The organism is Paenibacillus sp. SAFN-054 (assembly GCF_051966755.1).
In the GTDB taxonomy this organism is placed as follows: domain Bacteria; phylum Bacillota; class Bacilli; order Paenibacillales; family Paenibacillaceae; genus Paenibacillus_AQ.
On sequence record NZ_JBQCKS010000001.1, the window covers coordinates 422,520 to 449,482 of the forward strand.

The 26,963-nt window shown below is 51.6% G+C and carries 22 protein-coding genes; 17 read left to right on the forward strand and 5 right to left on the reverse strand.

What is annotated here, in order from left to right; all coding sequences use genetic code 11:
• Positions 1-44 precede the first annotated feature (44 nt).
• The 14 genes from ACTHPM_RS01990 to ACTHPM_RS02055 all read left to right on the forward strand — a co-directional run bounded on the left by ACTHPM_RS01990 (position 45) and on the right by ACTHPM_RS02055 (position 17,407).
• Positions 45-383: a four-helix bundle copper-binding protein gene (locus ACTHPM_RS01990; RefSeq protein WP_440395322.1), complete on the forward strand. Its 339-nt coding sequence runs from the start codon at positions 45-47 to the stop codon at positions 381-383.
• A gap of 178 nt (positions 384-561) precedes the next feature.
• Complete coding sequence (locus tag ACTHPM_RS01995) at positions 562-2,475, forward strand: OPT family oligopeptide transporter (protein WP_440393508.1); 1,914 nt, start codon at positions 562-564, stop codon at positions 2,473-2,475.
• Between the two features lie 3 nt (positions 2,476-2,478).
• Positions 2,479-2,886 (forward strand): PqqD family protein, encoded by a 408-nt coding sequence (locus tag ACTHPM_RS02000; RefSeq protein ID WP_440393509.1) that lies wholly within the window; start codon positions 2,479-2,481, stop codon positions 2,884-2,886.
• A gap of 360 nt (positions 2,887-3,246) precedes the next feature.
• A complete protein-coding gene (argS, locus tag ACTHPM_RS02005; protein ID WP_440395323.1) occupies positions 3,247-4,941 on the forward strand; it encodes an arginine--tRNA ligase in 1,695 nt (564 codons plus the stop codon).
• 31 nt (positions 4,942-4,972) lie between these two features.
• A complete protein-coding gene (locus tag ACTHPM_RS02010) occupies positions 4,973-5,905 on the forward strand; it encodes an ATP-binding cassette domain-containing protein (RefSeq protein WP_440393510.1) in 933 nt (310 codons plus the stop codon).
• A complete protein-coding gene (locus ACTHPM_RS02015) occupies positions 5,906-6,619 on the forward strand; it encodes a hypothetical protein (protein WP_440393511.1) in 714 nt (237 codons plus the stop codon).
• Between the two features lie 123 nt (positions 6,620-6,742).
• Positions 6,743-7,228, forward strand: coding sequence for a hypothetical protein (locus tag ACTHPM_RS02020; protein WP_440393512.1), 486 nt, complete (start codon positions 6,743-6,745; stop codon positions 7,226-7,228).
• An 86-nt stretch (positions 7,229-7,314) separates the two neighbouring features.
• Positions 7,315-8,259 (forward strand): S-layer homology domain-containing protein, encoded by a 945-nt coding sequence (locus ACTHPM_RS02025; RefSeq protein ID WP_440393513.1) that lies wholly within the window; start codon positions 7,315-7,317, stop codon positions 8,257-8,259.
• A 149-nt stretch (positions 8,260-8,408) separates the two neighbouring features.
• Positions 8,409-9,365, forward strand: a complete 957-nt coding sequence (locus ACTHPM_RS02030) for an ABC transporter permease (protein ID WP_440393514.1) — start codon at positions 8,409-8,411, stop codon at positions 9,363-9,365.
• Positions 9,366-9,411: 46 nt separating this feature from the next.
• Entirely contained in the window at positions 9,412-10,308 is an 897-nt protein-coding gene (locus ACTHPM_RS02035; RefSeq protein WP_440393515.1) for a carbohydrate ABC transporter permease, read from the forward strand.
• Positions 10,309-10,442: 134 nt separating this feature from the next.
• Positions 10,443-12,137, forward strand: coding sequence for an extracellular solute-binding protein (locus ACTHPM_RS02040; protein WP_440393516.1), 1,695 nt, complete (start codon positions 10,443-10,445; stop codon positions 12,135-12,137).
• Positions 12,138-12,294: 157 nt separating this feature from the next.
• A complete protein-coding gene (locus ACTHPM_RS02045; RefSeq protein WP_440393517.1) occupies positions 12,295-13,857 on the forward strand; it encodes a response regulator in 1,563 nt (520 codons plus the stop codon).
• A gap of 56 nt (positions 13,858-13,913) precedes the next feature.
• Entirely contained in the window at positions 13,914-15,698 is a 1,785-nt protein-coding gene (locus ACTHPM_RS02050) for a sensor histidine kinase (protein ID WP_440393518.1), read from the forward strand.
• A gap of 149 nt (positions 15,699-15,847) precedes the next feature.
• Positions 15,848-17,407 (forward strand): tetratricopeptide repeat protein, encoded by a 1,560-nt coding sequence (locus tag ACTHPM_RS02055; RefSeq protein WP_440393519.1) that lies wholly within the window; start codon positions 15,848-15,850, stop codon positions 17,405-17,407.
• 134 nt (positions 17,408-17,541) lie between these two features.
• On the opposite strand, the gene ACTHPM_RS02060 is transcribed toward ACTHPM_RS02055, so the two are convergent.
• Both ACTHPM_RS02060 and ACTHPM_RS02065 read right to left on the reverse strand, forming a co-directional pair.
• Positions 17,542-19,608: an ABC transporter ATP-binding protein gene (locus ACTHPM_RS02060; protein WP_440393520.1), complete on the reverse strand. Its 2,067-nt coding sequence runs from the start codon at positions 19,606-19,608 to the stop codon at positions 17,542-17,544.
• Complete coding sequence (locus ACTHPM_RS02065; RefSeq protein WP_440393521.1) at positions 19,598-21,367, reverse strand: ABC transporter ATP-binding protein; 1,770 nt, start codon at positions 21,365-21,367, stop codon at positions 19,598-19,600. Before ACTHPM_RS02065 ends, ACTHPM_RS02060 begins: the two co-directional genes overlap by 11 nt.
• 462 nt (positions 21,368-21,829) lie before the next feature.
• Between ACTHPM_RS02065 and ACTHPM_RS02070 the strand changes: the two genes are divergently transcribed.
• Entirely contained in the window at positions 21,830-22,150 is a 321-nt protein-coding gene (locus ACTHPM_RS02070; protein WP_440393522.1) for a HesB/YadR/YfhF family protein, read from the forward strand.
• Between the two features lie 34 nt (positions 22,151-22,184).
• Positions 22,185-22,637 (forward strand): NUDIX domain-containing protein, encoded by a 453-nt coding sequence (locus ACTHPM_RS02075; RefSeq protein WP_440393523.1) that lies wholly within the window; start codon positions 22,185-22,187, stop codon positions 22,635-22,637.
• Between the two features lie 87 nt (positions 22,638-22,724).
• Here the strand turns inward: ACTHPM_RS02075 and ACTHPM_RS02080 are convergent, their stop codons facing one another.
• A complete protein-coding gene (locus ACTHPM_RS02080; RefSeq protein ID WP_440393524.1) occupies positions 22,725-23,240 on the reverse strand; it encodes an ADP-heptose synthase in 516 nt (171 codons plus the stop codon).
• 203 nt (positions 23,241-23,443) lie between these two features.
• On the opposite strand from ACTHPM_RS02080, the gene ACTHPM_RS02085 reads away from it, so the two are divergent.
• Entirely contained in the window at positions 23,444-25,192 is a 1,749-nt protein-coding gene (locus tag ACTHPM_RS02085; RefSeq protein ID WP_440393525.1) for an ABC transporter ATP-binding protein, read from the forward strand.
• Between the two features lie 74 nt (positions 25,193-25,266).
• Here ACTHPM_RS02085 and ACTHPM_RS02090 read toward each other — a convergent pair whose 3' ends face one another.
• Together ACTHPM_RS02090 and ACTHPM_RS02095 are read right to left on the reverse strand one after the other, a co-directional pair.
• Positions 25,267-25,710, reverse strand: a complete 444-nt coding sequence (locus ACTHPM_RS02090; RefSeq protein WP_440393526.1) for a DUF441 domain-containing protein — start codon at positions 25,708-25,710, stop codon at positions 25,267-25,269.
• A gap of 133 nt (positions 25,711-25,843) precedes the next feature.
• Complete coding sequence (locus ACTHPM_RS02095) at positions 25,844-26,821, reverse strand: YpdA family putative bacillithiol disulfide reductase (RefSeq protein ID WP_440393527.1); 978 nt, start codon at positions 26,819-26,821, stop codon at positions 25,844-25,846.
• Between the last annotated feature and the right edge of the window lie 142 nt (positions 26,822-26,963).

A 26,963-nucleotide genomic window follows, 5' to 3' on the forward strand; every position in this document is an offset into this window, starting at 1 on the left:
ATAGAGAAACAGAGCCAATAATAAACTGGAGGTTGGAAATGATGATGAACCAGGATTTGCAATATAAAGATTGTATCGAGGCTTGCCTGCAATGCATGAACGCTTGTAATGTCTGCTATGTTTCTAGCCTGAAGGAATATGAACTGGCAATGCTGCGCGAGTGCATCCGTTTGGACCGTGAATGCGCGGATATTTGCGATTTCGCCGCCCAGTCCATGATTCGCCAAAGTCCTTTTGTAACCGAAATTTGCGAACTATGCGTTAAAGCCTGTGAAGCCTGCGCCGAGGAATGCAGCAAACATGAGCACACCCACTGCAAGGAATGCGCCGAAGCTTGCCGCCGCTGCGCCGAAGCCTGCCGTCAGATGATGACTGCAGCGTAAGGCCTTGACTCCATAGATTACATAAGCCTGAAGTTCTCTTGGACAACCGTTCAAGCTGCACTTCAGGCTTTATTTGTGCCTAGCGATTGAAACCGCCTCGGATTGAATTCCAGTGGATTGGGGCACTATATGGTTGTTTACCGTATAGCCTCAGACACCTATGGAAGGAGAGACGTTCGTGAGCACACAAGAACGTAAAGCATCTGAATCATTTGTACCGTACATACCGGCATCGAAGTCGCTGCCGGAATTAACGCTGTTATCCATAATTCTTGGGATCGTGCTGGCAGTTGTATTCGCGGCTGCCAACGCCTATCTTGGTCTAAAGATAGGGTTAACCGTCAGCGCTTCCATACCGGCGGCAGTCATCTCCCTCGGGGTGCTACGTGGAATTTTCAAGCGCAAATCGATTCTCGAAAATAATATTGTCCAGACGATGACAACCGCCGGCGAAGCCGTTGCGGCGGGCGCCATTTTTACGATTCCCGCTCTCTATATGTGGAATCAGGTTCCCCATATGAGTACCGTCAGCTTCATCGTGCTGGTCGGCGGTTTCCTCGGCGTCGCCATGATGATTCCCCTGCGGCGGCTTCTCATCGTTAACGAGCATGAGACGTTGCCGTATCCGGAGGGGACAGCCTGCGCCGAAGTGCTGATTTCCGGGGAAACCGGAGGGAAGAGCGCCAAAATGGTCGTGTTCGGCTTTTTGGCCGGCGGATTGGTAAAGGCGCTTGGGGACGGATTCAAATTTTTCAAGACTGAAATTGAAACAGGCATTTATAAGTTCAAAAACTCATTGATCGGTATGGACACGTACCCGGCGCTTCTCGGCGTAGGGTATATCATCGGACCGCGGATATCGGGACAGATGCTCGCCGGGGGCATCTTGGCCTGGCTCGTCTTGATTCCGATGATCGGATTCTTCGGAGCAGGGGATCCTTCGGTGCTGCCACCGGGAGACAAACCTATTCCTGGTCTTGACCCATGGGGAATTTGGGAAGGATACATCCGGTATATCGGAGCAGGAGCCGTCGCGGCAGGCGGGATCATTACGCTGGTCAAATCGCTGCCTATGCTGTTCAGCTCGCTCGCGGCCACGCTCTCCGGTTTGCGGAAAAAGGATCATGAGAAGGTCACCTTGGACCGGACGCATTTTGATATTCCCGGTTTCTGGGTCACGATCATGATCGCGATGCTGGTTATCGTAATTGCTTTCGCCCCGCTAACGGACGTAGGTATCGTAGGAGCCATCGCCATCGCCATCTTCGGCTTCCTGTTCGTGACCGTTGCATCGCGGATCGTAGGCCTGGTCGGCAGTTCCTCGTCGCCGGTATCCGGCATGACCATTGCAACCCTCTTAATTGTGACGATTATTTTCAAGCTGACGGGCTTAACTGGCATGACCGGTATGATCGCCTCCTTAACGGTCGGCGCGATCGTTTGCGTCGCGTTGGCCGTAGCAGGGGATATCTCGCAGGACCTGAAGACCGGCTACCTGGTTGGCGGTACGCCGTGGAAGCAGCAGGTAGCGATGATGATCGGCGTGCTGGTCAGCGGCCTGGTCATCGGATTCATCCTGTCCGTGTTGAACGAGAGCTACGGGCTCGGTTCTGAAGATTTGCCGGCGCCCAAAGCGGTGCTGATGCGTTTGATCGTTGAGGGCATCATGTCCGGCAACCTGCCGTGGGATTTGATTTTTATCGGTGTTGCGGCTGCGGCCGTATTCGAGTTTTTGGGTCTGAACTCGCTGACGGTTGCCGTCGGAATTTATCTCCCGGTCCATGTCAGCACGCCGATCATGGTCGGCGGGATCGTGCGCTGGTTCGTCGAATGGCGTTCCCGCAAACATGACGCCCTGCTGAAAAGCCGAGTGGAGACAGGTACGCTGCTTGCCTCGGGGTTAATCGCCGGCGAATCGCTCATTGGCGTGATCATCGCCATTCTGATTTGGCTGAACGTCCCGATTCCGGGCAATGTCCTGATTGAGAACAACTGGCTGCCTTTCGTCCTGTTTATGCTTGTCGTTATTATGCTGACCTGGATATCCATAGGCCGTAAAAACAAATCCGTTGTTTCGAAGCGGGAGGTGTAGCTGATGATCGGGTTTCGGTCGAAAAAAACAGACATTACCGCAGCGTCCTCCAATTTGCTGGATATGGTACCGGTGTTAACCGATCGGATATCGTCCGTGCAGCAAAACGAACATCGGGTTTCACTGGTGCTTCCAAGACGCAGCTGGCTGGAGCGTCAATCGGTCAAATGGCTGAAGCAGCCTGAAGCCGTGCAGATTCATCTGGATGATCTGGGGAGCGCCGTGGTGCTCCGCTGCAAGGGAGATCAAACGGTTGGACAGATCGCGGAGGATATCCGTCAGAAATTCGGCGAGGCGGCCGAACCCCTTCTGCCCCGGCTCGCAAAATTCATGGACGTTCTGGAAGCGAACAGCCTGCTTGCCTTGCAGCCTTCGGAAACGGTGGTATCTGGCCATATGGCTGCAAAATAAATTGTTTGCCCTTGCGTCCTGATCGAGCGCTGTGTATAATGTTAAAAATTGAACGTCGGTGATCGGGAGAGTAAGGGAGAATAAAGCATGGACAGCGAGCCGGAGAGAGTGAAAGCCGGTACATGCTCCTTCGTGAAACGCACCCGTGAGACGGCTGATCCAACGCTTTTGCCAGCAAAAGTCAGTAGACCAGTCCGGTTAGCCCCGTTAAAGGCTCTGAAGGGAAGCGAATGGATGGATGTTCACCGAAGCCGGATATTCGTTTACTTAGAGTGGTACCGCGGGAATTCAAGGCTCTCGTCTCTATAATGGAGATGAGGGCCTTTTTTGTTTATACCGTAAAGGAGATGTATACAGATGATGTTGTATCAATGGGCAGCCGAGGCGCTCAAAGCGCATGTGCCGCTGGAGGTAACGCGGATAATGGAACTGCTGGAGACACCGCCTTCAGCTATGATGGGGGACGTGGCCTTTCCTTGCTTCGCGCTCGCGAAGCATTTCCGCAAAGCTCCGCAGGAAGCGGCCAAAGAGGTGGCGGACACCTTCAACCATACCTTCATCCATGCCGAATCCGCCGGACCGTATGTTAATTTGAAATTCGATCGTGCACGATTCAGCGGCATGCTGATGCAGCAACTGGAGACGGGCAACATCCCTGAAACGGGGAAGGGTGTCAAAGTCGTCATCGATATGTCTTCCCCCAACATCGCCAAGCCGTTCGGAATCGGCCATCTGCGATCCACGATGATTGGGGCAGCCCTGTATAACATGCATAAGCTTGCGGGGTACGACGTGGTGAGCGTCAATCATCTCGGCGACTGGGGGACTCAATTCGGCAAGCAGATCGCCGCTTACAAAAGATGGGGAGATGACGAAGCACTGTCCGCGGATCCGATTGGCGAATCTTTGCAGCTATATGTGCGTTTTCATGAGGAAGCGGAGCAGGACGACACCCTTGAGCAGGAGGCCAGAGGCTGGTTTCGCAAGCTGGAAGCCGGGGATGAGGAAGCCCGTAAGCTGTGGGCGTATTTCGTGGACGTGAGCATGAAGGAATTTAACCGCATGTACCAGCGTCTGGGCGTCAGCTTTGACTGCACGCTCGGCGAAAGCTTTTATAACGATAAAATGCAGTCTGTGGTGAATGAATTGCGGAACCGGGGACTCCTTGAGGAAAGTGATGGAGCGCTCGTCGTTCGCCTTGAAGAGGAAGGCATGCCGCCTTGCCTGATCATCAAAAAGGACGGTACGACAATTTACCCTACTCGTGACCTGGCTACGGCGATCTACAGGCATGAAGTCATGCAGGCGGACCGAATTCTATACGTGGTGGGAAGCGAGCAACGGCTTCACTTTCAGCAGGTGTTTGCGGTACTCCGCCGAATGGGAATGGAATGGGCTGAAAGCTGCATGCATGTGCCGTTTGGACTGATGAAATTCGAAGGCAAGAAGATGTCCACGCGCCGCGGTAAAATCGTAGTTCTGGAAAAGGTGCTGGACGAAGCGGTCGCCCGCGCAATGGCTATCATCCATGATAAGAACCCCGAGCTTGAGCAAAAAGAACAGGTAGCCGCCGCAGTGGGGATCGGAGCGATTATTTTCGGAGATTTGAAAAACAATCGCGTGAATGAGGTTGACTTTTCGCTGGAGGATGCACTGAATTTCGACGGGGAGACGGGGCCCTACGTTCAGTACACCTATGCCAGAACGCAAAGCGTGCTTGCGAAAGGTGAGGCCTCGGCTAATCCGGATGATATATGTCAGGCGGGATCCGCCGAGGCCGCCAATATATTGGGGGATTCCGGCTGGGAGCTCTTGAAGCTGCTGACGGAATTTCCCGAGAAGCTTGAGCGCGGAATCCGCCTTCAAGAACCTTCAGTTCTCACACGTTACGCGCTTGACGTGGCACAATCCTTCAACCAATTCTATAATAAGGAAAGAATTGTCACGAATGAGCGCGCGGCGCGCCAAGCCAGATTACGGCTTACGAGGCTTGCCGGCGAATCCTTGTCGCGGACGATGAGATTGCTGGGCGTAAAGACGCCCGGCCGCATGTAAAACCGGCAAATGACGGAGAGGAGCAAAGGGATTGACGGGTTCAGCAAAGTACAAAAAGGCGGATTCAGCCGAACTGGTGTCCTTGCAGCGTGCCGCCAAGGTTTATGGTAAGAGCCAGGTGCTATTTGATATTGATTTGAAAGTGCAGACAGGGGAATGCACCGCGCTGGTTGGCAGGAATGGCTCGGGGAAAAGTACACTGCTGCGGATGCTGGCAGGTCTGACCCGGCCAACGCAGGGGCTTCGTCAGACCCGTACTGGTCGGCTGGTTATCGGCTACGTCCCTGAAAGATTTCCGCCCCTTCCCTTCACGCCGTCTGAGTTCCTGCTCAGTACGGCGGACGTAAAGGGGATGGAGAAGACCTCCGGAGAACAGGAAATGATGGATTTACTGGGTCAGCTGGGATTGGAAGGATACCTGAACGTCAAAATGAACCAATTTTCAAAAGGGATGCTGCAAAAGGTTAATTTGATTCAGGCCCTCATGGGCAGGCCGGATTTGCTGCTGCTGGATGAGCCATTGTCTGGACTTGATGTCAAAGCGCAGGAGAGTCTTCTCCGTATATTAGCTTCATTAAAGCTTCAAGGAACGGCTATCGTCATGTCGGTGCATGAATCCACGCTGATCGAGCAGATCGCCGACCGGGTGCTGCTGATGAGAAACGGCAGCATCGTCAAGGAATCAGGGGAACTGTCCTCCGCACAGTTAAATCCGACGCGCATCGTTGCGCGGGGGCTTAACGAGAATGCCGTCAAGCATATGGCAGAACATCCCGGAATTGTGAATTGGACGAATCGATCCGGCACCTGCGAACTCGAAGTCCTTCCCGGCATGACCGACCTGCTCCTGCGGCTGGTTCTGGATAGCGGCGGATCTGTTGTATCGGTGCTGCCCGCTGGAAGCATGGAGCTTCATATAGGCGAAGGAATACAGGATGCGGTGAAAGAAAGGGGATGCATGTAAGTGATTGCCTTAGCCCGGTTTCTGCTGAAAAGCTATACCCGTAAGCATGCTTATTTTTCCCCGCTTGCCGCAACCTTGATTGCCATGTTCATCCTTTATTCCTATAAGCCGAATCCGATTATGGACAGCTATGCGGTTACGTCCGTATTTTTGTTTATCGGGGCCGCTTGGATGGGGCTTACCTTTCTGAATCATGGCAGCCCACAGCAGGAGCAGCTGCACATCATACATATCGGAAGCATGAGAAAGTATCTGCTAAGCCAAATTCTGGCGCTGGTCGTTCCCGTCGTTTTCTTGACGGTAATTTTTATCCTGTTTCCCATTCTGATGCATATGTTTGCAAGACCGGTCCGCGCGGATGAGCTGCTGCTCGCGGTTAGCGGCCATTTGATATTGGGCATGCTTGGCGTGACGCTGTCTCTCTTTTTTCAATCGGCCCGGATGCGAAACGGCACACAGGCCACGGCGCTGCTGCTGATCATGATCATTGTGTCCATCGGTGCCAAATCCATTGCCGCCCTGCTCCCCTCCTCGCTTGTTTGGCTGCCGTGGCTGTTGCCGCCGGTATCACCGATGATGGACGGGCTTCTCCATGCAGGCAGCGGATCGGCTCATGGGGAATTATGGGCGATGTTGGGATACGGCTTCGTATACAGCCTGCTTCTGGGCTTGATTTATGTGTATATTTCCATGCGCAGGGACGCACGCACCTGAGCCTTTTGATGCGAAATTTACGCCGTTTAGTACCTGATATTACTTTCTTGGTTGATGATTGGAGGCACATCCTTTAACATGGAAGCATACGAAGTCATCGCGAATGATGGGTAGGAGGGTATGATGAAACAGACACGGCTCTTGGATAGCGAACATTCCAGAGAATTATTTGCCTATTTCGGACTCGCGGTATACTATTCACAGGCACTCGAGCAGCAGCTCGTCAACTTGTTAATGCTGATGAAGATCTCGCAAGGAAAGGTCCCGACCGAGGAGGATCTTGCCGATCTGTATCATCAGAAGCTGAGCAATTCGCTCGGCCAGCTCGTCAATGAAATCCAGCATCACTTCCCTTTCTCGGAAGAGGAGACCGTCATGCTGAAAGACGTATGGAAGCAGCGTAATTATATCGTTCATGATTACTTTAAGGAGCGTATTCAGGAAACCTTCAGCCCGGCTGGCCGCTCCAGAATGATCCGGGAGCTGACAAGCTTCAAGCAGCAGGCACAGGAGCTCGAACGCAAGCTGCAGCAGTACACGAGCGATTTATATATCAAGCTCGGTCTGGACAAGGAACAGGAAAAGGCAGGCACGCAGCCTCAAGTATAAGGGGAAGAATGCAGGACTGCACTTTTGCCAAAAAAATGAAACCTTTATGAGATCGTCCCCGTCTGAGAAAGTGGAGGTGATCGTTTATGCGTCATATGAAAAAAGCGGCTGTGGCATTGATCGTGTCCTGCTCCCTGATTACAGCGTCATCGGCCTATGCTTTTTCGGACATTAAAGATTCCCGGCAGGAACAAATAGCAACCGTGCTGCACAGCAAAGGCATTATACAGGGCGTGGCTGCGGATAAGTTTGCGCCTATGGACAAGTTGACGGCGGCACAAGGTGTTCAGATGGTTGTGAAAGCGATGGATTTGAAAGCCAACGACCGAGGCCCGGAAACCGGGACAACGCCGTCTGGAGCATGGTACGCTCAAGCTGTGCGAATTGCAGCGCAGAATGGCCTGCCCGTTGCGTCCTTTAAGAACTGGAATGCCAATCTGACAAAAGAACAGTTTGCCGGCATGCTGTATAAAGCCGTCTCGGCGACCGGAACTTATCCGACCATTGAAATGTATATGAAGGTGACGGATGAGGATCAGATCGGGAAGGAAGCCAAAGGGGCCATACAGTTTCTGCTGCTGACCGGCATCGCTTCCCTGGATGCTCAGGGCAGCTTTCATCCGAAGCAGTATTTGACGCGCATGGAGGCAGCCGAGCTGACGTATCATGCGCTGCAGTTCATCCAAAAGCATCAGTCCCAGCCAATTCCGGAAGAAGCGGAGGACGGGGTTTCCGTTCAGACGGTAAAGGTTAACGATCAGGTCAATGAGGTGATCCTCTCAAAATCGGATATGCCGAATCCGGGCTATGGGATGATGCTGGACCGCATCGAATTTCTTGCAGGACAGAAGGCCGTAGCTTACTATCATTTTACGACACCGGAGCCGGGAAAGATGTATCCGCAGGTCATTTCGACCGCTAAAATTTCCTTTTATATCGATAGTGATTACAAGGTTAGCATCCAAAAATTACCCGATGAGGAACGGTTGCCTATATCGATTCCCAGGACAGATCAGGTAACAGCGAAATAAGAGTTCTAGTTGAGTCCTTCTCCGGTTCACGGGGAAGGGCTCTTTCTATTGTCAACGAAGCATCGGTTAAAAGTATAAGATTTCGTTGACGAGGCAAATAGTATTCCCCACTTGCAAGCGATTACAATAATAGCTGAGGGGGGAAGCATATGGCGCAGCTCGCAACCATAACAAAAGCGAAGGACGAAAAGAAAAAGCGGGGAGTCGCTTACCGGATGATCAAGCAATGGGATATCCAGCTGATGGTCATACCGGCGCTGTTATTGATATTTATTTTTTCCTACATACCGATGTACGGCGTTTTTATGGCATTTCAGGATTACAGTATTTTCGAAGGCTTTTGGGCAAGTCCATGGGTTGGATTCAAGCATTTCAGCATGTTTTTTCATTCACCGGAGTTTTGGACCATCCTGCGCAACACGATTGTGATTGCTTTCCTGAAGTTCTGTATCGGATTTCCGGCACCGATTTTTCTTGCTTTGATGCTGAATGAAGTAAGGCACATGGCGTTCAAGCGGGTCATTCAAACCGTCAGCTATTTGCCGCATTTTCTATCCTGGGTCATCGTTGCAGGTTTTGCCATGTCGATCCTGTCCACGGATAACGGAAGCTTGAACATTCTGCTGCAGAAGCTTCATGTGATTAAAGAGCCTATCGGATTTCTGGGGATGGCGGAATATTTCTGGGGAATCCTTGTCTCCACCAACGTCTGGAAGGAAATCGGCTTTGGCTCCATCGTATATCTGGCAGCCATTGCCGGCATTAACCCGAGTCTGTACGAGGCGGCGGCAATGGACGGAGCGGGCCGGATCAAGCAAATGTTTATGATTACGATTCCTTCCATGACGCCCGTCATTGCCATCTTCATGATTCTGGCGATCGGCAATCTTCTGAGCGCTGGCTTTGAGGATATTCTCCTGCTGGGAACCAATCCGGTGCTGAGGGAAGTTTCAGACGTCATTGATACTTACGTATACCGAATGGGCATTACCAATCAGCGCTTCTCTTACGCGACTGCTGTAGGCTTGTTTAAAGCCATCATCAGTGTCGGACTGCTTACCTTTGCAAACATGTTCGCACGCAGATCCGGAAACAGTCTATGGTAGGTTCGGTTAACGTTGGCATGGAATAAGACAGGGAGGCTGCAATCGGATGCATAGCACAAGCTTAGGAGACCGGTTTTTCAGTATTTTCGTCTATACCTTTTTAATCTTGCTTGGCTTCAGTACGTTCTATCCATTTTGGAATGCGCTGGTGATATCCTTCAACGACGGACTGGATACCTCGCTTGGAGGCATTACCTTCTGGCCGCGGGTGTGGTCACTTGAGAACTATAACGTCGTTTTTAAAGACGAACGCATTTTGAACGCTTTTTTGATCAGCGTGATGCGTACCGTGGCAGGAACGATTCTATCGGTTTTTTGCACAGCGGTTTTTGCTTATGGGATGACCAAAAAAGAACTGATCGGCCGCAAGTACTACATGCTGATGTGCATTGTAACGATGTACTTTGGCGGCGGGCTGATTCCAACCTTTCTCGTGGTACGCGGACTGGGCCTGATGAACTCGTTTTGGGTGTTCATTATCCCGAGCTTGATCAGCGTATGGAACATGATTATTTTCCGGACCTTTTTTATGGGTCTACCGGATGGACTGGAGGAATCAGCCAAAATTGACGGATGCGGCAACTGGTCTACCTTTTTCCGGATCATCGTCCCGCTCTCCGGTCCGGTCGTCGCGACGCTCGGTCTGTTTACGGCGGTATTCCACTGGAATGAATGGTTTCTTCCTAGCATTTATATCACCCAGGAAAAGCTGCTTCCGATCCAGTCGATGCTGCAGCAGATTCTGAGCAGCAACATTATGAGGGAGCAATTGTCTCAGCTGGATTCGGCGGCGCAGGCTCGCATGTCGGCGATGCAGAGCGTAACGACCAAGTCGCTGTCCATGGCGACGATGATGGTCGCGACCATTCCGATTATCGCGGTTTACCCATTCCTGCAAAGATATTTTGTCAAAGGCGTGCTGGTCGGATCGCTGAAGGAGTAGCGTTTAGAGCTTTATGCTTTGAACATCAGGATGCTGGCGCAGCTTGTGAATACGGCTTTATTCTTGGCACGGCCTATTCACTGTTGCGTCCTCCTGACATAAATCGATTCTTATAGGAAAAGGGGTTATGTAGAATGAAGAGCTGGAAAAGATCGCTGATTGTGTCACTCGTCTTCTTGTGCACAACGGCCACTGCGCTGGCAGGCTGCGGCGGAAGCAGCGGCGGGGACAGCAAAACAGCCGAGGGAACCACGGGCAACGGCGCGAAGGCCGAAGAGAACAGCGGGGACAAGGAAAGCGGCAGCTCCGGCAAGTTTGAACTCGGCAGCGAGCCTATTGAGTTCAGCTTCTATGGTCACTATGATTGGTACACGATGCCGGCATGGGGCGAAGATGAAGCGAGCAAATGGATTCAAGAGAACAAGAAAGTCAACATTACCGCTATCAATTCCGGCGGTGGCGAAGGCTCAGCCGATCGGAAATTGAATACCATGATCGCTTCCAAAGAACTGCCCGATGTAATCTGGACGGAAAAAGGCAAGGATGTGGAACGGCTGCGGGAAGCAGGAATGCTGGTGGCTTTCGACGATTACCTGGATAAATATCCGAATCTCAAAAAATGGGCAGGGGACTCGACGCTGAATATGCTCCGTTCCAGCGACGGCAAGCTGTATCAATTCCCGAACTGGTATACTTCCCAGCCGGCAGGTAACGCGGGTTACTTGATGAACAGCAAAATATATAAGGACCTCGGCTCGCCAAAGCTTGAAACGACGGACGATCTGTACAACTACCTGAAGGCTGTTAAGGCCAAGGATCCGAAGATCATCCCTTTCGAGCCGGATCTGGCTAAGGACGGTCAAGGTTTGGACATTCTGTACAGTGCCTTCGGTGAAGACCATTCCCCGGTATACGTGAGAGAAAGAGCGGTACCGAATGGCGACAAGCTGACGTCCATTTTCCTGGATCCGGTTTACCGTGAATCCATGCAGTTTGCTTCCAAACTGTTCCGCGAGAAATTGATGGATCAGGATGCGTTGACGCAAACGAAAGATCAGTTGAACGAGAAGGCCTACACGGGACGTTTCGCGATCGCAGCCGGCGCAAGCCCGACGGAATATGGCAGCAAGGGCGACGTGGAATTGAAGAAGAAGGATCCTACGGCAGGTTACGAAATGATCTGGCCGATTCATAAAGAAGGCCTCGACAAGAACAAAATCTTTACGGGAAGCTACAATCAGCTCGGCTGGAACGTGGCTTTGATCACGAAATCCGCCAAGGATCCCGAGAAAATCTTCGCATTCCTGGATTGGCTGACGGGCGAAGAAGGAAGCCGCAACATCATGTGGGGACCTGAAGGCATTCTTTGGAAAGGAACGGACGAGGAAGGGTATCCGGTCTTTACCGATACGTATTCGAGCGATCAACAGAGAACGAGTAAAATTATGGATGCAACGGTGAACCTGCAATGGGTAGGCAATACCGTCTACATCGACAAAGCCAAAATGAAGTTTGAAAAAACGCTGCCGGTAGAAAAACAAAACTGGGAGACCCGTTATCAGTCCAGCATTACCTGGAAAACGCAGTATAACGCAACAGCCTTCGTCAACCTGAGCCCGATGCCGGATACCGAGGAAGGGATTATTCAGGACCGCATCAAGGATATTTTCTCCGAGTCCAGAGCAAAGGCGCTGTATGCGAAGAGCGACGAAGAAGTATTGGCTATATTGGACAAAGCCGAAAAAGACGCCATGGCTGTAGGCTATGATAAATTACTTGCATTTAAAACCCAAAAATGGCAGGAAAACCTTAAAAAAATCGGCGGTTAATATTCAAAAAATGCTATATTAGAATCAGAGAGAGCGCAGGCCGTCCCCCATGGGACGGCTCATGCGCTTTCTAGTTACATATTGAATTTCATGATGACGTTGCGGATGCCTTATACAAGTACATGGGCAGTGAAATTTTCGGTCAGGAGATGATTTCATGTATAAAACCTTGATTGTCGACGATGAAATCCTCGATCTCGATGGGATGAGATCCTTCATACCTTGGACGGAACTGGGTCTGGAAGTCGTGGCTGCCGTTCATAATGGTTTTGAGGCTATGAGTGTCATGGAGCGGGAGAGCATAGATATATTAGTTACGGACGTACATATGCCCAGCATGTCGGGGCTTGAGCTTGTCAAGAAGGCAAAGGAACGGTTTGACCGGGTCAAAGTGATTTTTGTAAGCGGTTATCAGGATTTTAATTACGTAAAGGAAGCCATATCGCTGAATGCCTACAGTTACGTCCTGAAACCGATGGATGACGAGGAGCTGATTGGAGCCTTAAGAAAAATCGTCATGGAATTGGATGGGGAGAGACAGAGGGAGAGAAACGAGCAGGCCTACAGGCAAATTGCAAAAAACGAATACTTGCTTCAGCTGCTTGAAGGCATGGTCACCGAGGATACAATAGATATTTTGCTGGAGCAATACGAGCTGAAGAATGTCTGCTGGCCGGCCCGGGCAGCTGTGATGGAACTGGATGACTTGTCCTGGAAACTGGACCCGGTCTCCGGCCGTTCCAAGCAGGAATGGTTCAACCGGTTCTATGAATCGGCGCTTCCGCTGCTTGAAGCAGAGGGAATACGTCATTTGTGCCGCACATCGAATCAGCGCATTTTTCTTATTGCGGAGTACGGAGGGCGTGTGCCGGATTTGGCATCCGTGGTGCAGCAGCTCCATGAGCTCCATCCATTTACCGTCACCGTTGGCATTGGAGAAGAGACGGAGTATCTGCTCGGTCTCCGGGAATCTTATGTCGAGGCGCTCGCTGCGCTCGATTATAAGCTGATGCTGGGCAAAGGGAAAGTAATCGAACATCATAAGCTGAAGAATGAGGATCCGCAGGAGAAGCCGAACACGGACATCCCGCTTGAGCCGCTTCTGAATGCAGTGCTTCATTATGATTTGGTGAACATCAGCGATGAAGTGGATCGATTCTTCGCCATAGCAGCGGGAATGCGGTCCAGGGTCCAGATCCAGTTTTACGTCTTGAACCTGTGGGCGAGGCTGGAAAGCCAATTGAAATCCGTCAGCGAAAATATGTTTCAGGCTCTGCAGCATGACGGATTGGGCAGGCCGGATCGGATGCTGAACTATGAAACCATCGATGATATGCGCTCCTGGCTGAGATACCGGCTTTTTAGTGCGGCCGAAATCATTCAGTCGAAGCGGCAAAAGAAGAGCGCCAAGCTCGTGGAGGAAATGATCCGCTATGTGAAGCAGCAGCTGAACGACAATGTCACGTTAAAAGAAGTTGCCGATCATCTGTCCTTTTCCCCGAATTATTTGGGTTCGTTGTTCAAGGAGGTTACAGGGACCAATTTCAGTGAATATGTCATTGCGATGCGCATGGAGAAAGCGGGAGAGCTGCTGAAAGATCCGCGCATCAAAATATATGAAGTCGCAGACCAGGTGGGCTACCGCTATATGCCCTATTTCAGCCGTCAATTTAAAGAAGCGTTCGGCATGACGCCGGGCGAATTCAGGAGAAAAATGTAGGTATGGGCAGACCTTATCGGACAAATCCACATCAGCGCATGTTTTTGCCTTTTGGCATGAAGCTGTTTATTTCGTATCTCATTCTGATCATGGTCCCGATTTTTATTTTTGGATATATGGCGAACGCCATTCTCGTCAATCTTTACGGCAAGCAGATGACGACGAACCTGACAGGGACGCTGGCGCAAATCCGCGACAATATCAATTACAAGCTCGAGGATACGGAGCGGCTTTCCGATACGCTTTATTTTGATGAAGGCATGCCGCTTGAAATTATGCGTTATGAGGAGGGCTGGGTCAGCTATCAGACAACGACCAAACAGCTGATACCTAAATTCAGGCAAACGGTCGCTTCGACGAATCGGCAAGTTTGGATGAGCGTATACCTCAAAAATGAGACCCTTCCGGAAATATACAATAATGACGATACCGGATCGGATGCGCTCGCCAAAGGAAAGCACTGGGGCTTGTTTCATTTGCGGCGGATCGAAGACAAGCCTTGGTACAAAAGCTTCCCGGAAGAGGATTATGGCAAAACCGTGGTTTGGCAGCAGGTGGATGACGACAGCCGTTACGGCCGTATCTCGCTATTGCGCAGGCTGGTAGATACGCGGAATCCCACCAAGCTGGAGACGATCGGATTCGTAAGAATCAGCGTGTATCTCTCGGATATTTTCCAAAGCGTCGACATCGACAAAATCGGCAGCGGCAGCATGCTGCTGATCCTGGATGATAACAGCCGAGTCCTGTATGGCTCAGGGAATCACGTGCCGGATATCAAGTCTGATTACAGGATGATGGACGTATCCGGATTCACGGTACTGAGTGAACGAGTACCCGATCTGAACTGGAGATTAACAGCATTGATACCCAATACCATCATCCAGCAGGAAACCCGCAAAATCAATATCTTAACGATCGTGATTTGCCTTGCAAGCTTTGGGGTCATTCTTTTGGTGGCGCTGGGCGTATCGAGATTCTTCTCGAAGCGGGTATCCAAGGTGGTGTCCGTGCTGAGTTTATTTCAGCAGGGAGATTTTCATAAACGGGTGCATTACAAGGGCAACGACGAGTTTACGCTGATTGCGGAATCGCTGAACAAGCTGGGCGAGCATACGGAGCATTTAATTGAGGAAGTGTACATGACGAATCTCAAGAAAAAAGAGGCGGAGCTCGAGACGCTTCAAGCCCAGATCAATCCGCATTTCCTTTACAATACATTGTCATCGATCAGCAGACTGGCGAAGTTCGGCCAGGTGGACAAACAGCATCAGATGGTGATGAACCTAGCTAAGTTTTATCGGCTTACGCTGAACGATGGACAGACGATCATTGCCATTCACAAGGAGATGGAGCAGACTCAGGCCTATATCGATATACAAAAAGTTAAGTATGGCGACCGCATGGATGTGGAGTTTAACATTGAACCAAGCATCGTCAATTTCGTGACTGTAAAGGTCATTCTTCAGCCGTTCCTCGAAAATGCGATGCAGCATGCCTGGTGCGGGGACCGGATATATATCCGCATCAGCGGCTTTTACGAAACGGAGACGGATTCGATCTGTTTCGAGATCATGGATGACGGCAACGGTATGCGCAAAGAGATGCTCCAGCAGGTCATCACAGCCATGAATCAACCCGTGACGGATAAAGGGAGCGGCCGCGGAAGAGGATATGGAATTCGGAATGTGAATGAGCGGATCAAGCTGTATTTTGGAAAAGAATACGGGGTCCAGCTGTTCAGCAGGCCGGGCATCGGCACGACCGTATGGATTCGAATTCCGGTTCAGCGTGCAAAGCAGCAAGCTTCGGAGCGAATCGATGCACAATCGGCGGGATAATGGATTTCGAGAAGCTTCTGTTTGCGCCAAGCAGAAACGGAAGGATTCAGGGAATCGGGGTTGGCTCAAGAGAGAACACGTGCTTGGGGTTATATCCGTTTATGTGTTACGATAGCGCTAACGAATGATGGAGAGCAGGTTTAGTTAGAATGACAGAACATAGACAACAGCGCTTCCGTTTCAGCGAGGCCCCGATTTGGGAACTGCAGCGGAAGTATTTTGAGGACCAGGGGCTTCGCGCGTGGAACAATGACCAGGTCCCGCAGTACATTACGAGCAATCCGATGATCGCGGAAGCATATGCCGGCATGATCTTCGGCTTTCTGCAGGACCGCGCAGGGAAGGGGGAAACGGCGGAACCGGTGACGATTGTGGAACTGGGTGCGGGCGCGGGGCGCCTCGCTTTTCATGTGCTGCAGACGCTATGCGAACTGCGTGATTTCGCCGGTATTCCGCTGCCACCTTTCCGGTATGTCATGACCGATTTGCCCCTGAAAAACGTGAAGAGCTGGGAGAGCCATCCCGCTCTACAGAAATACGTTTCCGAGGGAGTTCTCGATTTCGCGAGATTCGATGCCGTGGCGGATGATGCATTGAACCTGACCATATCCGGAGAGACGATCCGGCCGGGCGATCTGGGACAACCGCTGCTCATTGTGGCGAATTATTTCTTTGACAGCATCCCCCAGGAGCTGATTTATGTAGGCGATGGGCATATTTACGAATGCGACGTCGTCATTGATTATCCCGAGAATGCAAAGCGGCTTTCGCCGGCCGAGCTGCTGGAAAGCATGCATTTGGAGTACTCGCATCGGCGGGCCCCTGCTTATGAAGAGGAACATTTCGCTTATCATGATGTGATCAACCTGTACCGGCAGGAGCTTGAGGATTCCCATATTTTATTTCCCGCAGCCGGACTTGAATGCCTGGAAAGGCTGAACCGATTATCGCGGGCAGGCTTTCTCCTCGTTACTGCCGATAAAGGCGACCATCGCCTGGAAAACTGGAAGTTTGCGGAGCCTCCCGAATTGATTTTGCACGGAAGTTTCTCGTTGACGGCGAATTATCATGCGATACAGCAAGTTATGGAGCAGCGGGGAGCGCATGCCCTATTCACTTCCCATTATTATAAAAATCTGAACGTTGGTTGCATTCTGATGCTGGAAGATCCGATGAGCTATGCGAACACGCGGCTGGCCTACCGGCGTTCGATCGAACGCTTCGGACCGGATGAGTTTTTCTCGCTGAAGGAGTGGGTGGATCGTCACCTGGATACGATGGGTCTGCAGCAGCTGCTTTCTTTCTGGAGGCTCGGCGGATATGACGCGGAATTTTTCATCCAAAGCGCGAAGCGGTTCTCAAGCCTGCTGCCGGAGGCTGGTGATGAGGAGATGGTTGATATTCAGCGCGGCATTCACCGGATGTGGTCCTCGTATTACGTGATGGAGCAGCGGTATGATCTGGCGCTTGACGCCGGGCTGCTGCTGTTCGAAATGGAGATGTACGAGGACGCGAAGGTTTACCTGGAAGCATCCTTGGACGCCGACGAAGACGATCCGGTACCGACTGTGCTGTACTGTCTGGCCATATGCAGCTATGAACTAGAGATGCTTGACTTGGCGCTGGAATACACCCGTAAGGCATTAGTCCTGGAGCCCGAGCATGAGGAAGCGCTGGACTTGCTGCAAGCTCTGGAAGCGGAACAGTAACGATATAGCGTTGCTTGAAGCGGTTATTGTGTGTACATCGGCTCCACTTTGGTAAAAGAAGACCCGCAGACGGGCCGCTTTTGATAATAGCGGCCGCCTGCGGGTCTTGTGCATTCCAGACAGGACAGCAAATTTTATGCAAGGGAGGGTGCGGTAGGCTGCACAGGCGCATCTTCACTGGCTGCCGATGCACCCTGCTGGAGCTGATACATTTGATAGTACCGGCCGCCGTGCTGCATAAGCTCGTCATGGTTGCCCCGCTCAACGATTTCCCCGCGATGGAGCACGAGAATCTGATCGGCGCTGCGGATCGTCGAGAGCCGGTGCGCGATAATGAAGGTCGTACGGCCTTTTTTCAGTACTTCGAGCGCACTCTGAATCAGGCTTTCCGTCTCGGTATCGATATTTGCCGTCGCCTCGTCCAGAATCAGGATCGCCGGGTCATAGGCAAGCGCGCGGGCAAAGGAAATCAGCTGACGCTGTCCGGCGGACAAGGTGCTGCCTTTTTCGACAACAGGCTCGTCAAAACCTTGAGGCAAGTGGGCGAGGATTCGTTCTGCGCCGACATCGCGAAGTGCCTTTTCAATCTGCTCGCGGGTGATTTTCTCATCGCCGAGACTTACGTTCGAAGCAATGGTACCTGTAAAGAGGTAAGGATCCTGAAGTACGATCCCCATATGATGGCGAATCCACTGCTTGGGAAGGTCTTTCACATTCTGGCCGTCGATCGTGATCGTGCCTTTTTGCGGATCATAAAACCGGAATAACAGGTTAATGATCGAGCTTTTGCCTGATCCCGTGTGGCCGACGAGCGCGACCGTCTGTCCCTGTTCTGCTTCAAAGTTAATGTTTTTCAGCACGTAATTGTCTTTTTTGTATGCAAAGGACACATCTTTGAACTCGACATTTCCTTTGTAACGCGGCATCGTGCCATCGGTCACATCCTCGCCCGGCTCATCCATCAGCGTGAATACGCGGCCGGCGGATACCATCGAGGAGTCGAGCGCTGCCAGCTGATTGACCATCCCGGTAATCGGCTGGAACAAACGGCTGAGAACGTCTACGAATGCGTACAATACGCCAAGAGAAACAGCCGTACCGCCGGAAAGCGAACCGAAGCCGAAATAGGCAAGGATCACGGCGAACGAAAAGCTCCGGAGCACGTTGACCAGGTTATGGGTCGTAAAAGCGTTCAAATTCAGCATTTTGTTCTGATGCTTCATATAATCATCGTTCAAGGTTTCGAATTCTTCCCGGGTCTGCTTCTGACGCCGGAATACGCGGATGATGGACATCCCTTGTATGGACTCGTTGATAATGGCATTGATTTCACTCAGGCGCGAGCGGATGATCGTATTGTATTTGGTGGCGAACTTCCGGTAAAGGATAATCCAGACGATCAGCAGCGGGATGATAAACAGGCAAACCATGCCCAGCCGGACATCCAGCAGGAACAGGGCGATATAGACGCCAGTTATATAGATGACACCCGAACTGAAGTTGGCAAGCACGGCCACGAACAAATCTTTGACCGCCTCCGTATCGTTCGTGATCCGCGATACGACTTTACCGGCAGGCAGCGAATCGAAGAAATACACCGGCAGGCGCTGCATATGCGCGTATACGTCATTTCGAAGCTTCTGAATGACTTTGTTGGCCGAAGATTGAAGCCAGTAGGTTTTGCCGAATTCCGTAAAGATGCTGATCAGCAGGAAGATGCAGTAGAGCCCCACCAGCTTCAGAATACCTGGAATCTCAGGCTTATAAAAGGAATAAAGCTCGGCTGCGGACAGCTTCTGCGCCGGATACTGCGATACTTTGTCGCCGTATTTGATGGTCATCGTGCCATCCGCAAAGGTACGCTCACCTTGGGGTGCATCTACAGACTGATTGATAAAGTAGAAACTGCGTCCCGATTGCACCAGTTGAACTTGGGAGCCTTTGCTCTCATCCGCATCGAAACGGTCTCCCCGTTTGTAGTAATGCCCATTATATTCAGCGGCTTGTTCAGCCGATGTCGTCTCAAAATACGGCCGTTCGATGCCCAGCATATGATCGTCGATCATGCTTTTGGCGATGAAAGGCCCGGCCAGCTCTGCGCCTACGCCAATGGCGAGGGCAATGAAGGCTGCAATAAAGATGCCTTTGGCGGTTAAGGCGTATTGGAACAGACGCTTTCCCGTCCTGGGTTTAGGAGTCATAGGATGATTCCTCCTCGCTGCTTAGATTGTTTTCGACCTGCTGCCGTTCGAACTGCTCCCGGTACCAGCCGCCACGTTCCAGAAGCTCTGCATGGGTACCTTCCTCGACGATGCGGCCTTCGTCCAGCACGACGATCCGGTCCGCATGTTCAATCGCGGAGAGACGGTGGGTCGAGATGAGCGTCGTTTTGCCGGAGCGGTGCTCGCGAATGTTATCGACGATGCGTGCCTCCGTGCGGGCATCGACTGCGGAGAGGGCGTCATCAAGAATTAGAATCTCCGGATCAGAGATGAAAGCCCGCGCGAGTGAAACGCGCTGTTTCTGGCCGCCCGACAAGGAGACGCCTTTCTCGCCGACGAGGGTTTCGAGACCGTCGGAGAGCGTGTGCAGATCCTTGTCAAATGCCGCGGTGGCGATGGCCTGCATGATGGTGTGGTCATCAGCCTGATGCTTGCCGAACTGAATGTTCTCCCGAACCGACTTGGAGAAGAGGATCTGCTCCTGCGGCACGTATCCGATCCAGCCGTGAAGCTGATCTTTGGCGATGAGCTCGATCGGGGTGCCTGCGATGAGAATATCGCCTGTGCCCGTCGGGTATTCATGCAATAGCTGCTTCAGCAGCGTGGATTTGCCGCTGCCCGTTCTGCCGACGATGCCGAGCGTCTGCCCGCGGTGCAAGGTCAGGTTTACATGCTTCAAGTTATCAACCGTCGAGGTCGGGTAACGGAAGGTGACGTCTTTTAACGTAATCGAATCCGGCGCTTTCACCAGGGACGGATGCGGAACGTCCTGCACGTCCGGCACGACGGATAAGGTTTCATTCACGCGGTCGAGGGAAGCGCTACCGCGCTGCATGACGTTGATCAACTCTCCGATGGCGAACATCGGCCAAATCATCATCCCGAGGTACATATTGAACGATACGAGGTCCCCAAGGGTGATTTGGTTCTTGAATACGAGATAGACGCCAAAAGCAAGCCCGATCACATAGCTGAGTCCCACGCATAAGCGAATCGTGGGCTCGAACAGCGCATCCATTTTGGCAACGCGCATGTTTTTGCGGTACACGTCATCGGCGATATCCCGGAATCTCTGCTCATCGGATCTTTCTTGGACATAAGCCCGGATGACGCGCACGCCGGCAACGGACTCCAGTACCTGGTCGTTCATGTCGCCGAAGGCATCCTGTGCTTCCGTATAGCGTTCATGAACCTTCTTGCCATAGATCTTCATCGCAAGTGCGATGAAAGGGAGCGGCAGAATGGCCGCAAGCGTCAGCTTCCAGCTGATGAGAAATCCCATGGCGAACAGGATCACAGTCAGGTACGCCGTTGAATCGGTCATGACCAGCATCCCGAATCCGGCGGTATTGGCTACGGCGCGCAGATCGTTAGTCGCCCGTGCCATTAGGTCACCGGTGCGATTCCGCTCAAAGAACGGCGGAGTCATGCGGAGAAGCTGATTCATATAACGGGAACGTAGGATGCGTTCCACAAGGTTTGCCCCACCGAACAGCTTGTGCATCCATATGTACGTGAACAAATAAATCAGGATCAAGGTGATGAGGATCAGGACGATGTACTTGGTGAGTGAGGCCCAGGTGATGGAGCCGCGGACGATTTCGTCTATGGCATTCCCCAGCAGACGCGGGGGGAACAGCTCACCGATGCCGCAAATAATAAGCATGAACAGCCCGATCAAATAGCGTTTCTTTTCCTGGCGGAAGAACCATCCCAGGTTTTTAAGTACGGAAAACAAAGCGTTCACTTCCTCTCTTGTTGGGCCAAAGCCGGTATAGGCTGCAATCAGAACCAAGAAATTAAAAAAGGCATATCGCCCGTATACGGACGATATGCCTTGCAATCCTAACATATATCATGCGCACGGTTGATGCGTAGGGCAACCGTGACCGAAGGAATAGTTAATGTTCAATGGCTCCTTGAAACCTGTTTCCAGGCTTCAAAAGTCAGTTCCACCAGCAGGGCTGCACCCATATTCAATTGTCGTTTGGTTAAAATGATCAGGATAGAAATTGAACACGTTGCTCACCCTTTCTTATGGTAATAATTTGAATTCGGACCTCGTATGCAGAGAATTTTATCACCCGCCTCACAAGTATGTCAATTTATATTTTTAGGAGTTGATCCATTAATGTTATGATATATTGTATGTAGGCAACATGGATACCGAACTAAAATGGATGGAAGGGAATGAAGTCGGATGATGCTTCGGATCAGTCAAGACGCGGCAAAATGGTATATCAAGGAATTGGGGCTGCAAAGCGGCAGTGCGCTTCGCTTCTTTCCACGTTACAGCTCTGGAGGAGGACTTCATCCAGGTTTTTCGCTGGGAATATCGGTGGAAGAACCGGATCGTCCGGTGCTTCGGGAAGAGATCGAAGGCGTCGTATTTTTCATGGAGGAACAGGACGGCTGGTATCTAAGAGGCTATAACCTGGTTGTTCGTTACCTGGAATCCCAGGACGACATTGAATATATTTATGAAGAGGTTCAGGAAAATACGACTTCGAACGCCGGGTAATTGTAAATGAAGGTTTGCGGAAGGAGGGAGAAGCTTGTCTCATTTGGACCGTGATTTCCGCCAATACATTAAGAAAACGTCCAAAATTACCGTACATGTAGCTATTCTCGTCAAGAATAAAGCCGGAGAAGTGCTGCTGCAGCAGCGGGCGGGGGCTGAGGAATGGGGGCTTCCCCTCGGTTCGATGACACCCGGAGAATCGCTGGAAGACGCGGCACGCAGGGAATTGTGGGAGGAAACGGCGCTCACGGCGAAGGATATGACGCTGCTAAGCATGTTTTCCGGCCCGGAATTTAAAAGGTCGAGAGGCGGGGACGAGGAATTTTTGATCATTGCGCTTTATGAGGCTAAGGGCCTTCAGACCGAGCTCAACTTTAAGGCGGATGTTAACAAGGCGCTGCGTTTTTTCGGTGAGCCCCGCCCGCCGATCGATCTGCTGTCAATCGCGCTTCTGGACGGAATTCACACGATGAAGGACCCGTCTTGACAGCAGCCTGTGCATGCCGCAAAAACTCCTTTCCGAAAGGAAAGGAGTTTTTGGCTGCTTAGATGTTCCCGTGCATGTTCGCGGAGCTTATATATGATGAGTAAAATGGTCGCTTTCCACGGCAAACTGAAAGTCGTCAATGTCGAATACCTGGACAGGCACCGCGGCGTCGATGATCCGGTGGATCAGCTCCGGCTGGTCAGTCAACAGCGGGGTTTGCTCCCGCTGGGAAACCAGGAGAAGCTCGGTTTCGACGGGATCAAACAATTCCCCGTATGGCGCGGTATCCATGGCATTCACCACGGTTACGCGCGCGCTTTCGCCGATGAGAATATAAGGGCTTTTTGCCCAAGGCATGTTCAATGCCTTTTGGATTTTTTTCTTGTTCAGAGGCTCATCCAGGTAATCGACGAGTTCCCTGACTTTTGCTTTGACATGCTTGTCATCTTCATCATTGCTCATCAGAGGCTCATCGCTTGACAAAAACTCATAAAGCTCAAGCAGGCTGGTGTACGGTATCATATATTCGACCGGCACGGGAGTCAGCAGCAGTTCTCCGTATATAGCCAGCATGACCGCTTCCGTAACGAATTGTCTTGACATTTAGGGCCTCCTGAGGTCCCTGCACGGCGGCAGGGTCTTTGGTTACAGCGCTTCTGGTTCCATGGAACGAGTGCTGCAGCTTAAAAATATCTAATCATTGTAAGAAGCAAATGTCAACCGGGTGATCCTACGGGTGGCCCGGGTAATATAGAAATATGCCGCGAGCGGCACGTGTTCAACTTAGAAAGGGGAGTCGCAAGGCATTGAATCTCTGGAAAGCTTATTATCAATTCGTAAAGCCTTATACCAAGTGGATTATCTTGACGCTGATCATCGGGATGGTGAAGTTCGCCATTCCGCTGACGCTACCGATGATATTGAAATATGTCGTGGATGATCTCCTCATGAATCCGAAGATGACCGTTCAGGAGCAGGCGACACAGCTGTTTCTGATTTTGGGAGGGGCCTTCATTCTGTTCGTCATCGTTCGTGGACCGGTCGAATATTTAAGACAATACTTCGCCCAGCTGATTACAAGCCGGATCTTGTTCGACATGCGAAACAAGCTGTATGCCCATCTGCAGCGTCTGTCCATGCGCTATTACCAGAATACGAAGGTCGGGGAAGCTATTTCACGCTTCATCAACGACGTGGAGCAGACGAAGAACATCGTGGAAGTCGGGATGATGAACATTTGGCTGGACATGTTTACGCTGCTGTTCGTGCTTGGAGTGATGTTCTTTCTTAATCCGGTGCTGACACTGGTGTCAATCGCGATTTTGCCGTTATACGGGATTGCGGTCAACATGCTCTACAAAAGACTGAAGAAGCTGACCAAAGACCGCTCCCAGGCACTGGCCGGCATTCAAGCATACCTGCACGAACGGATTCAAGGCATATCGGTCATTCGCAGCTTCACACTGGAGAAACATGATCATCAGCAGTTCAAGGGGATTAACCAAAACTTCCTGGACAAAGCGCTAGCTGCTACACGCTGGAACGCGCTTACCTTCTCCATCATCAACACGCTGACCGATATCGCCCCACTACTAGTAATCGGTTACGGCGGTTATCGCGTGATTCATCACAGTTTGACGCTGGGAACGTTCGTGGCATTCTTCGGCTATTTGGACAGGCTTTATGCCCCTCTGAAAAGGCTGATTAATTCATCGACCGTGCTTACGCAGGCTTCGGCATCCCTGGAACGGGTCATGGAGCTGATGAATGAACCATACGATATCGTGGATGCACCTGACGCCAAAAAACTGCAGGCGCCTGCGCGAAATATTACGTTTGACGGCGTTTGGTTCAAATACAATGATCATGGGGACTGGGTTCTGAAAGACGTTAACCTGGAGATTAAGCAAGGGCAAACGGTAGCTTTTGTAGGCATGAGCGGCGGCGGGAAATCCAGCCTGATCTCCCTCATTCCGCGGTTTTACGATATTCAACAGGGCAGCGTGCGACTCAACGGGGAGGATGTCCGCAATTTGACGATGGAGAGCGTTCGGGGCTCTGTCGGCATGGTGCTTCAGGATAACTTCCTTTTCAGCGGTTCCGTGAAGGACAACATCCTTGTGGGCAATCCGGGTGCGGACCCTTCGTTGGTTGAAGCAGCCGCCTTGGCGGCAAATGCCCATGATTTCATCATGAATCTGCCTCAAGGCTATGATACCGAGGTAGGAGAGAGAGGGGTCAAGCTATCCGGCGGACAAAAGCAGCGGATTGCCATCGCGCGCGTCTTTTTGAAAAATCCCGACATTCTGGTCCTGGATGAGGCAACCTCGGCGCTGGATCTGGAATCCGAGCATCTGATTCAGCAGGCACTGCAGTCGCTGACGGTGAACCGCACGACATTAATCGTTGCCCATCGGCTGTCGACCATTACCCATGCGGATCAAATCGTTGTCATGGAGCACGGGACGATTACCGAGCAGGGAACACACGCCGAGCTGATGGCATTGGACGGCAGCTACGCAAGGTTGTTTAATGTGCAGCACCTAGAAGTCTGATGGGGTTCGAAAAGGAGCAGAAATCACAAAGAGCCTTGGCTAAGCAGCCAAGGCTCTTTGTGATGCCAATAAGTTCAGGTTCGCCCGATCAACAGCGACAGAATGCCTGCCGCAATCAAGGGGCCAACGGGTACGCCTCGGAATAAGGCGACACCGAGCACGGTACCCACCAGAAGTCCGGCGACAATCGTCGGATTCATGGACATCAGAGTTGCCCCCCGTCCGCCCAGATAAGCGACGAGCATGCCGACGGCAATTGCGAGCAGGGATTTCCAGTTCAAGAACGACTCGCCGATGGTTAGCAGGCTCATTTTACCGCTGGCAAGCGGCGTCATGACCCCAATGGTCAGAATGACGATCCCGAGGGTTAAGCCGTATTTCTCCAGCCACGGAAATACCTGTTCCGCATGCAGTACCCGCAGCAATAGCAGCACGATCATTGCGATCGTAATCGGCGCATTGCTGCTGATGACGCCAAGCGCCGCCAGCAGCAGCAATATGAGTGCCGTCACATCCATCCGGATTCGCCTCCAAGCCATTCATTTATGCTGACACGCGTATTTTCTATTCAAGCCGTATTCTTTACCTCACCGGAGTATGCCTCGTTGACGGTCTTGACGGGTAACGGGTTAATATCTTTGAACAGGCCGTTTACTTGGCGGCAGTGATGTGCTCTGCAATCAGCACGCCGTGGTTACGCCCAGTTTCGATGAACACTTCGTTCGCATTGCGACCGGAGGCGATGACACCTGCAACGTACAACCCCGGTACATTGCTTTCCATCGTTTCCGGGTTATAGAGCGGCTTTTCCATATCCCCATCCAGCTCAACGCCGCAAGAGGACAGCAGCTTGCGGTCGGGACGGAAGCCGGTCAGGGCTAACACGAAGTCATTTTCGATTTCGCTGGTCTCCCCGTTTTTGCTCTCGATGATGACGGACTCCTCAGTAATTTCAGTCACGCGGGATTGCACGTGAACGGTGATTTTCCCTTTGGTCACCATCGCTTCGAATACGGGACGGACCCAAGGCTTAATGTTCTCAGACACCGTTTCGCCGCGATAGATCATATCGATCTGAGCTCCGACACGGATCAGCTCCATGGCTGCATCGACGGCAGAGTTGCTCCCTCCGATAATTGCAACCTTCATCCCGCTGTATGGATGGGCTTCACGGAAGTAATGGGTCACTTTCTCAAGGTCCTCTCCCGGAATTCCTATGTAGTTCGGATGATCAAAATAACCGGTAGAGATCACGACATGGCGTGCTTCGTACTGATGATGCTTTCCTTTGCGGTCAACCGTCTTTACGACAAACGTTTGATCGGGTCTCCGCTCCAGCGTCATGGCTTCTTCATACTGCGAGATGGCCAGGCCATAATGCTCCGCAACCTTCCGGTAATAGGCAAGGGCCTCATAACGGAATGGTTTATCATTGGATGTCGGGAAAGGGATGCCCCCGATCTCCAGCATCTCGGCTGTGCTGAAAAACTGCATGTGGGTGGGGTATAAAAATATGGAATGCACCAGGCTGTACTTCTCGATAATTCGGGTGGACAACCCTCTGCGCTCGCATTCGATCGCGGCGGACAATCCGCATGGTCCCGCACCGATAATGATGACGTCTTGCATCGTTTCTTCCTCCTCTGACTGTAAACAATTCAATTACCATCGTATCGTAATTTACTTACAAAAACCAGCCGCACACCCGGGATTGGACCTTTACAAAAATGTGAAATGCGAATTGACAATATGAATTCAATCATCATATAAT

Bases quoted from the DNA above. Each gene is read 5' to 3' on its own strand.
- ACTHPM_RS02080 (WP_440393524.1), bottom strand. From the start codon at position 23,240: ATGTCAAGACAATTCGTTACGGAAGCGGTCATGCTGGCTATATACGGA.
- argS (WP_440395323.1), top strand. From the start codon at position 3,247: ATGTTGTATCAATGGGCAGCCGAGGCGCTCAAAGCGCATGTGCCGCTG.
- ACTHPM_RS02025 (WP_440393513.1), top strand. From the start codon at position 7,315: ATGCGTCATATGAAAAAAGCGGCTGTGGCATTGATCGTGTCCTGCTCC.
- ACTHPM_RS02000 (WP_440393509.1), top strand. From the start codon at position 2,479: ATGATCGGGTTTCGGTCGAAAAAAACAGACATTACCGCAGCGTCCTCC.
- ACTHPM_RS02045 (WP_440393517.1), top strand. From the start codon at position 12,295: ATGTATAAAACCTTGATTGTCGACGATGAAATCCTCGATCTCGATGGG.
- ACTHPM_RS02020 (WP_440393512.1), top strand. From the start codon at position 6,743: ATGAAACAGACACGGCTCTTGGATAGCGAACATTCCAGAGAATTATTT.
- ACTHPM_RS02070 (WP_440393522.1), top strand. From the start codon at position 21,830: ATGATGCTTCGGATCAGTCAAGACGCGGCAAAATGGTATATCAAGGAA.
- ACTHPM_RS02095 (WP_440393527.1), bottom strand. From the start codon at position 26,821: ATGCAAGACGTCATCATTATCGGTGCGGGACCATGCGGATTGTCCGCC.
- ACTHPM_RS01990 (WP_440395322.1), top strand. From the start codon at position 45: ATGAACCAGGATTTGCAATATAAAGATTGTATCGAGGCTTGCCTGCAA.
- ACTHPM_RS02040 (WP_440393516.1), top strand. From the start codon at position 10,443: ATGAAGAGCTGGAAAAGATCGCTGATTGTGTCACTCGTCTTCTTGTGC.
- ACTHPM_RS02030 (WP_440393514.1), top strand. From the start codon at position 8,409: ATGGCGCAGCTCGCAACCATAACAAAAGCGAAGGACGAAAAGAAAAAG.
- ACTHPM_RS02090 (WP_440393526.1), bottom strand. From the start codon at position 25,710: ATGGATGTGACGGCACTCATATTGCTGCTGCTGGCGGCGCTTGGCGTC.
- ACTHPM_RS02055 (WP_440393519.1), top strand. From the start codon at position 15,848: ATGACAGAACATAGACAACAGCGCTTCCGTTTCAGCGAGGCCCCGATT.
- ACTHPM_RS02035 (WP_440393515.1), top strand. From the start codon at position 9,412: ATGCATAGCACAAGCTTAGGAGACCGGTTTTTCAGTATTTTCGTCTAT.
- ACTHPM_RS02050 (WP_440393518.1), top strand. From the start codon at position 13,914: ATGAAGCTGTTTATTTCGTATCTCATTCTGATCATGGTCCCGATTTTT.
- ACTHPM_RS02060 (WP_440393520.1), bottom strand. From the start codon at position 19,608: ATGACTCCTAAACCCAGGACGGGAAAGCGTCTGTTCCAATACGCCTTA.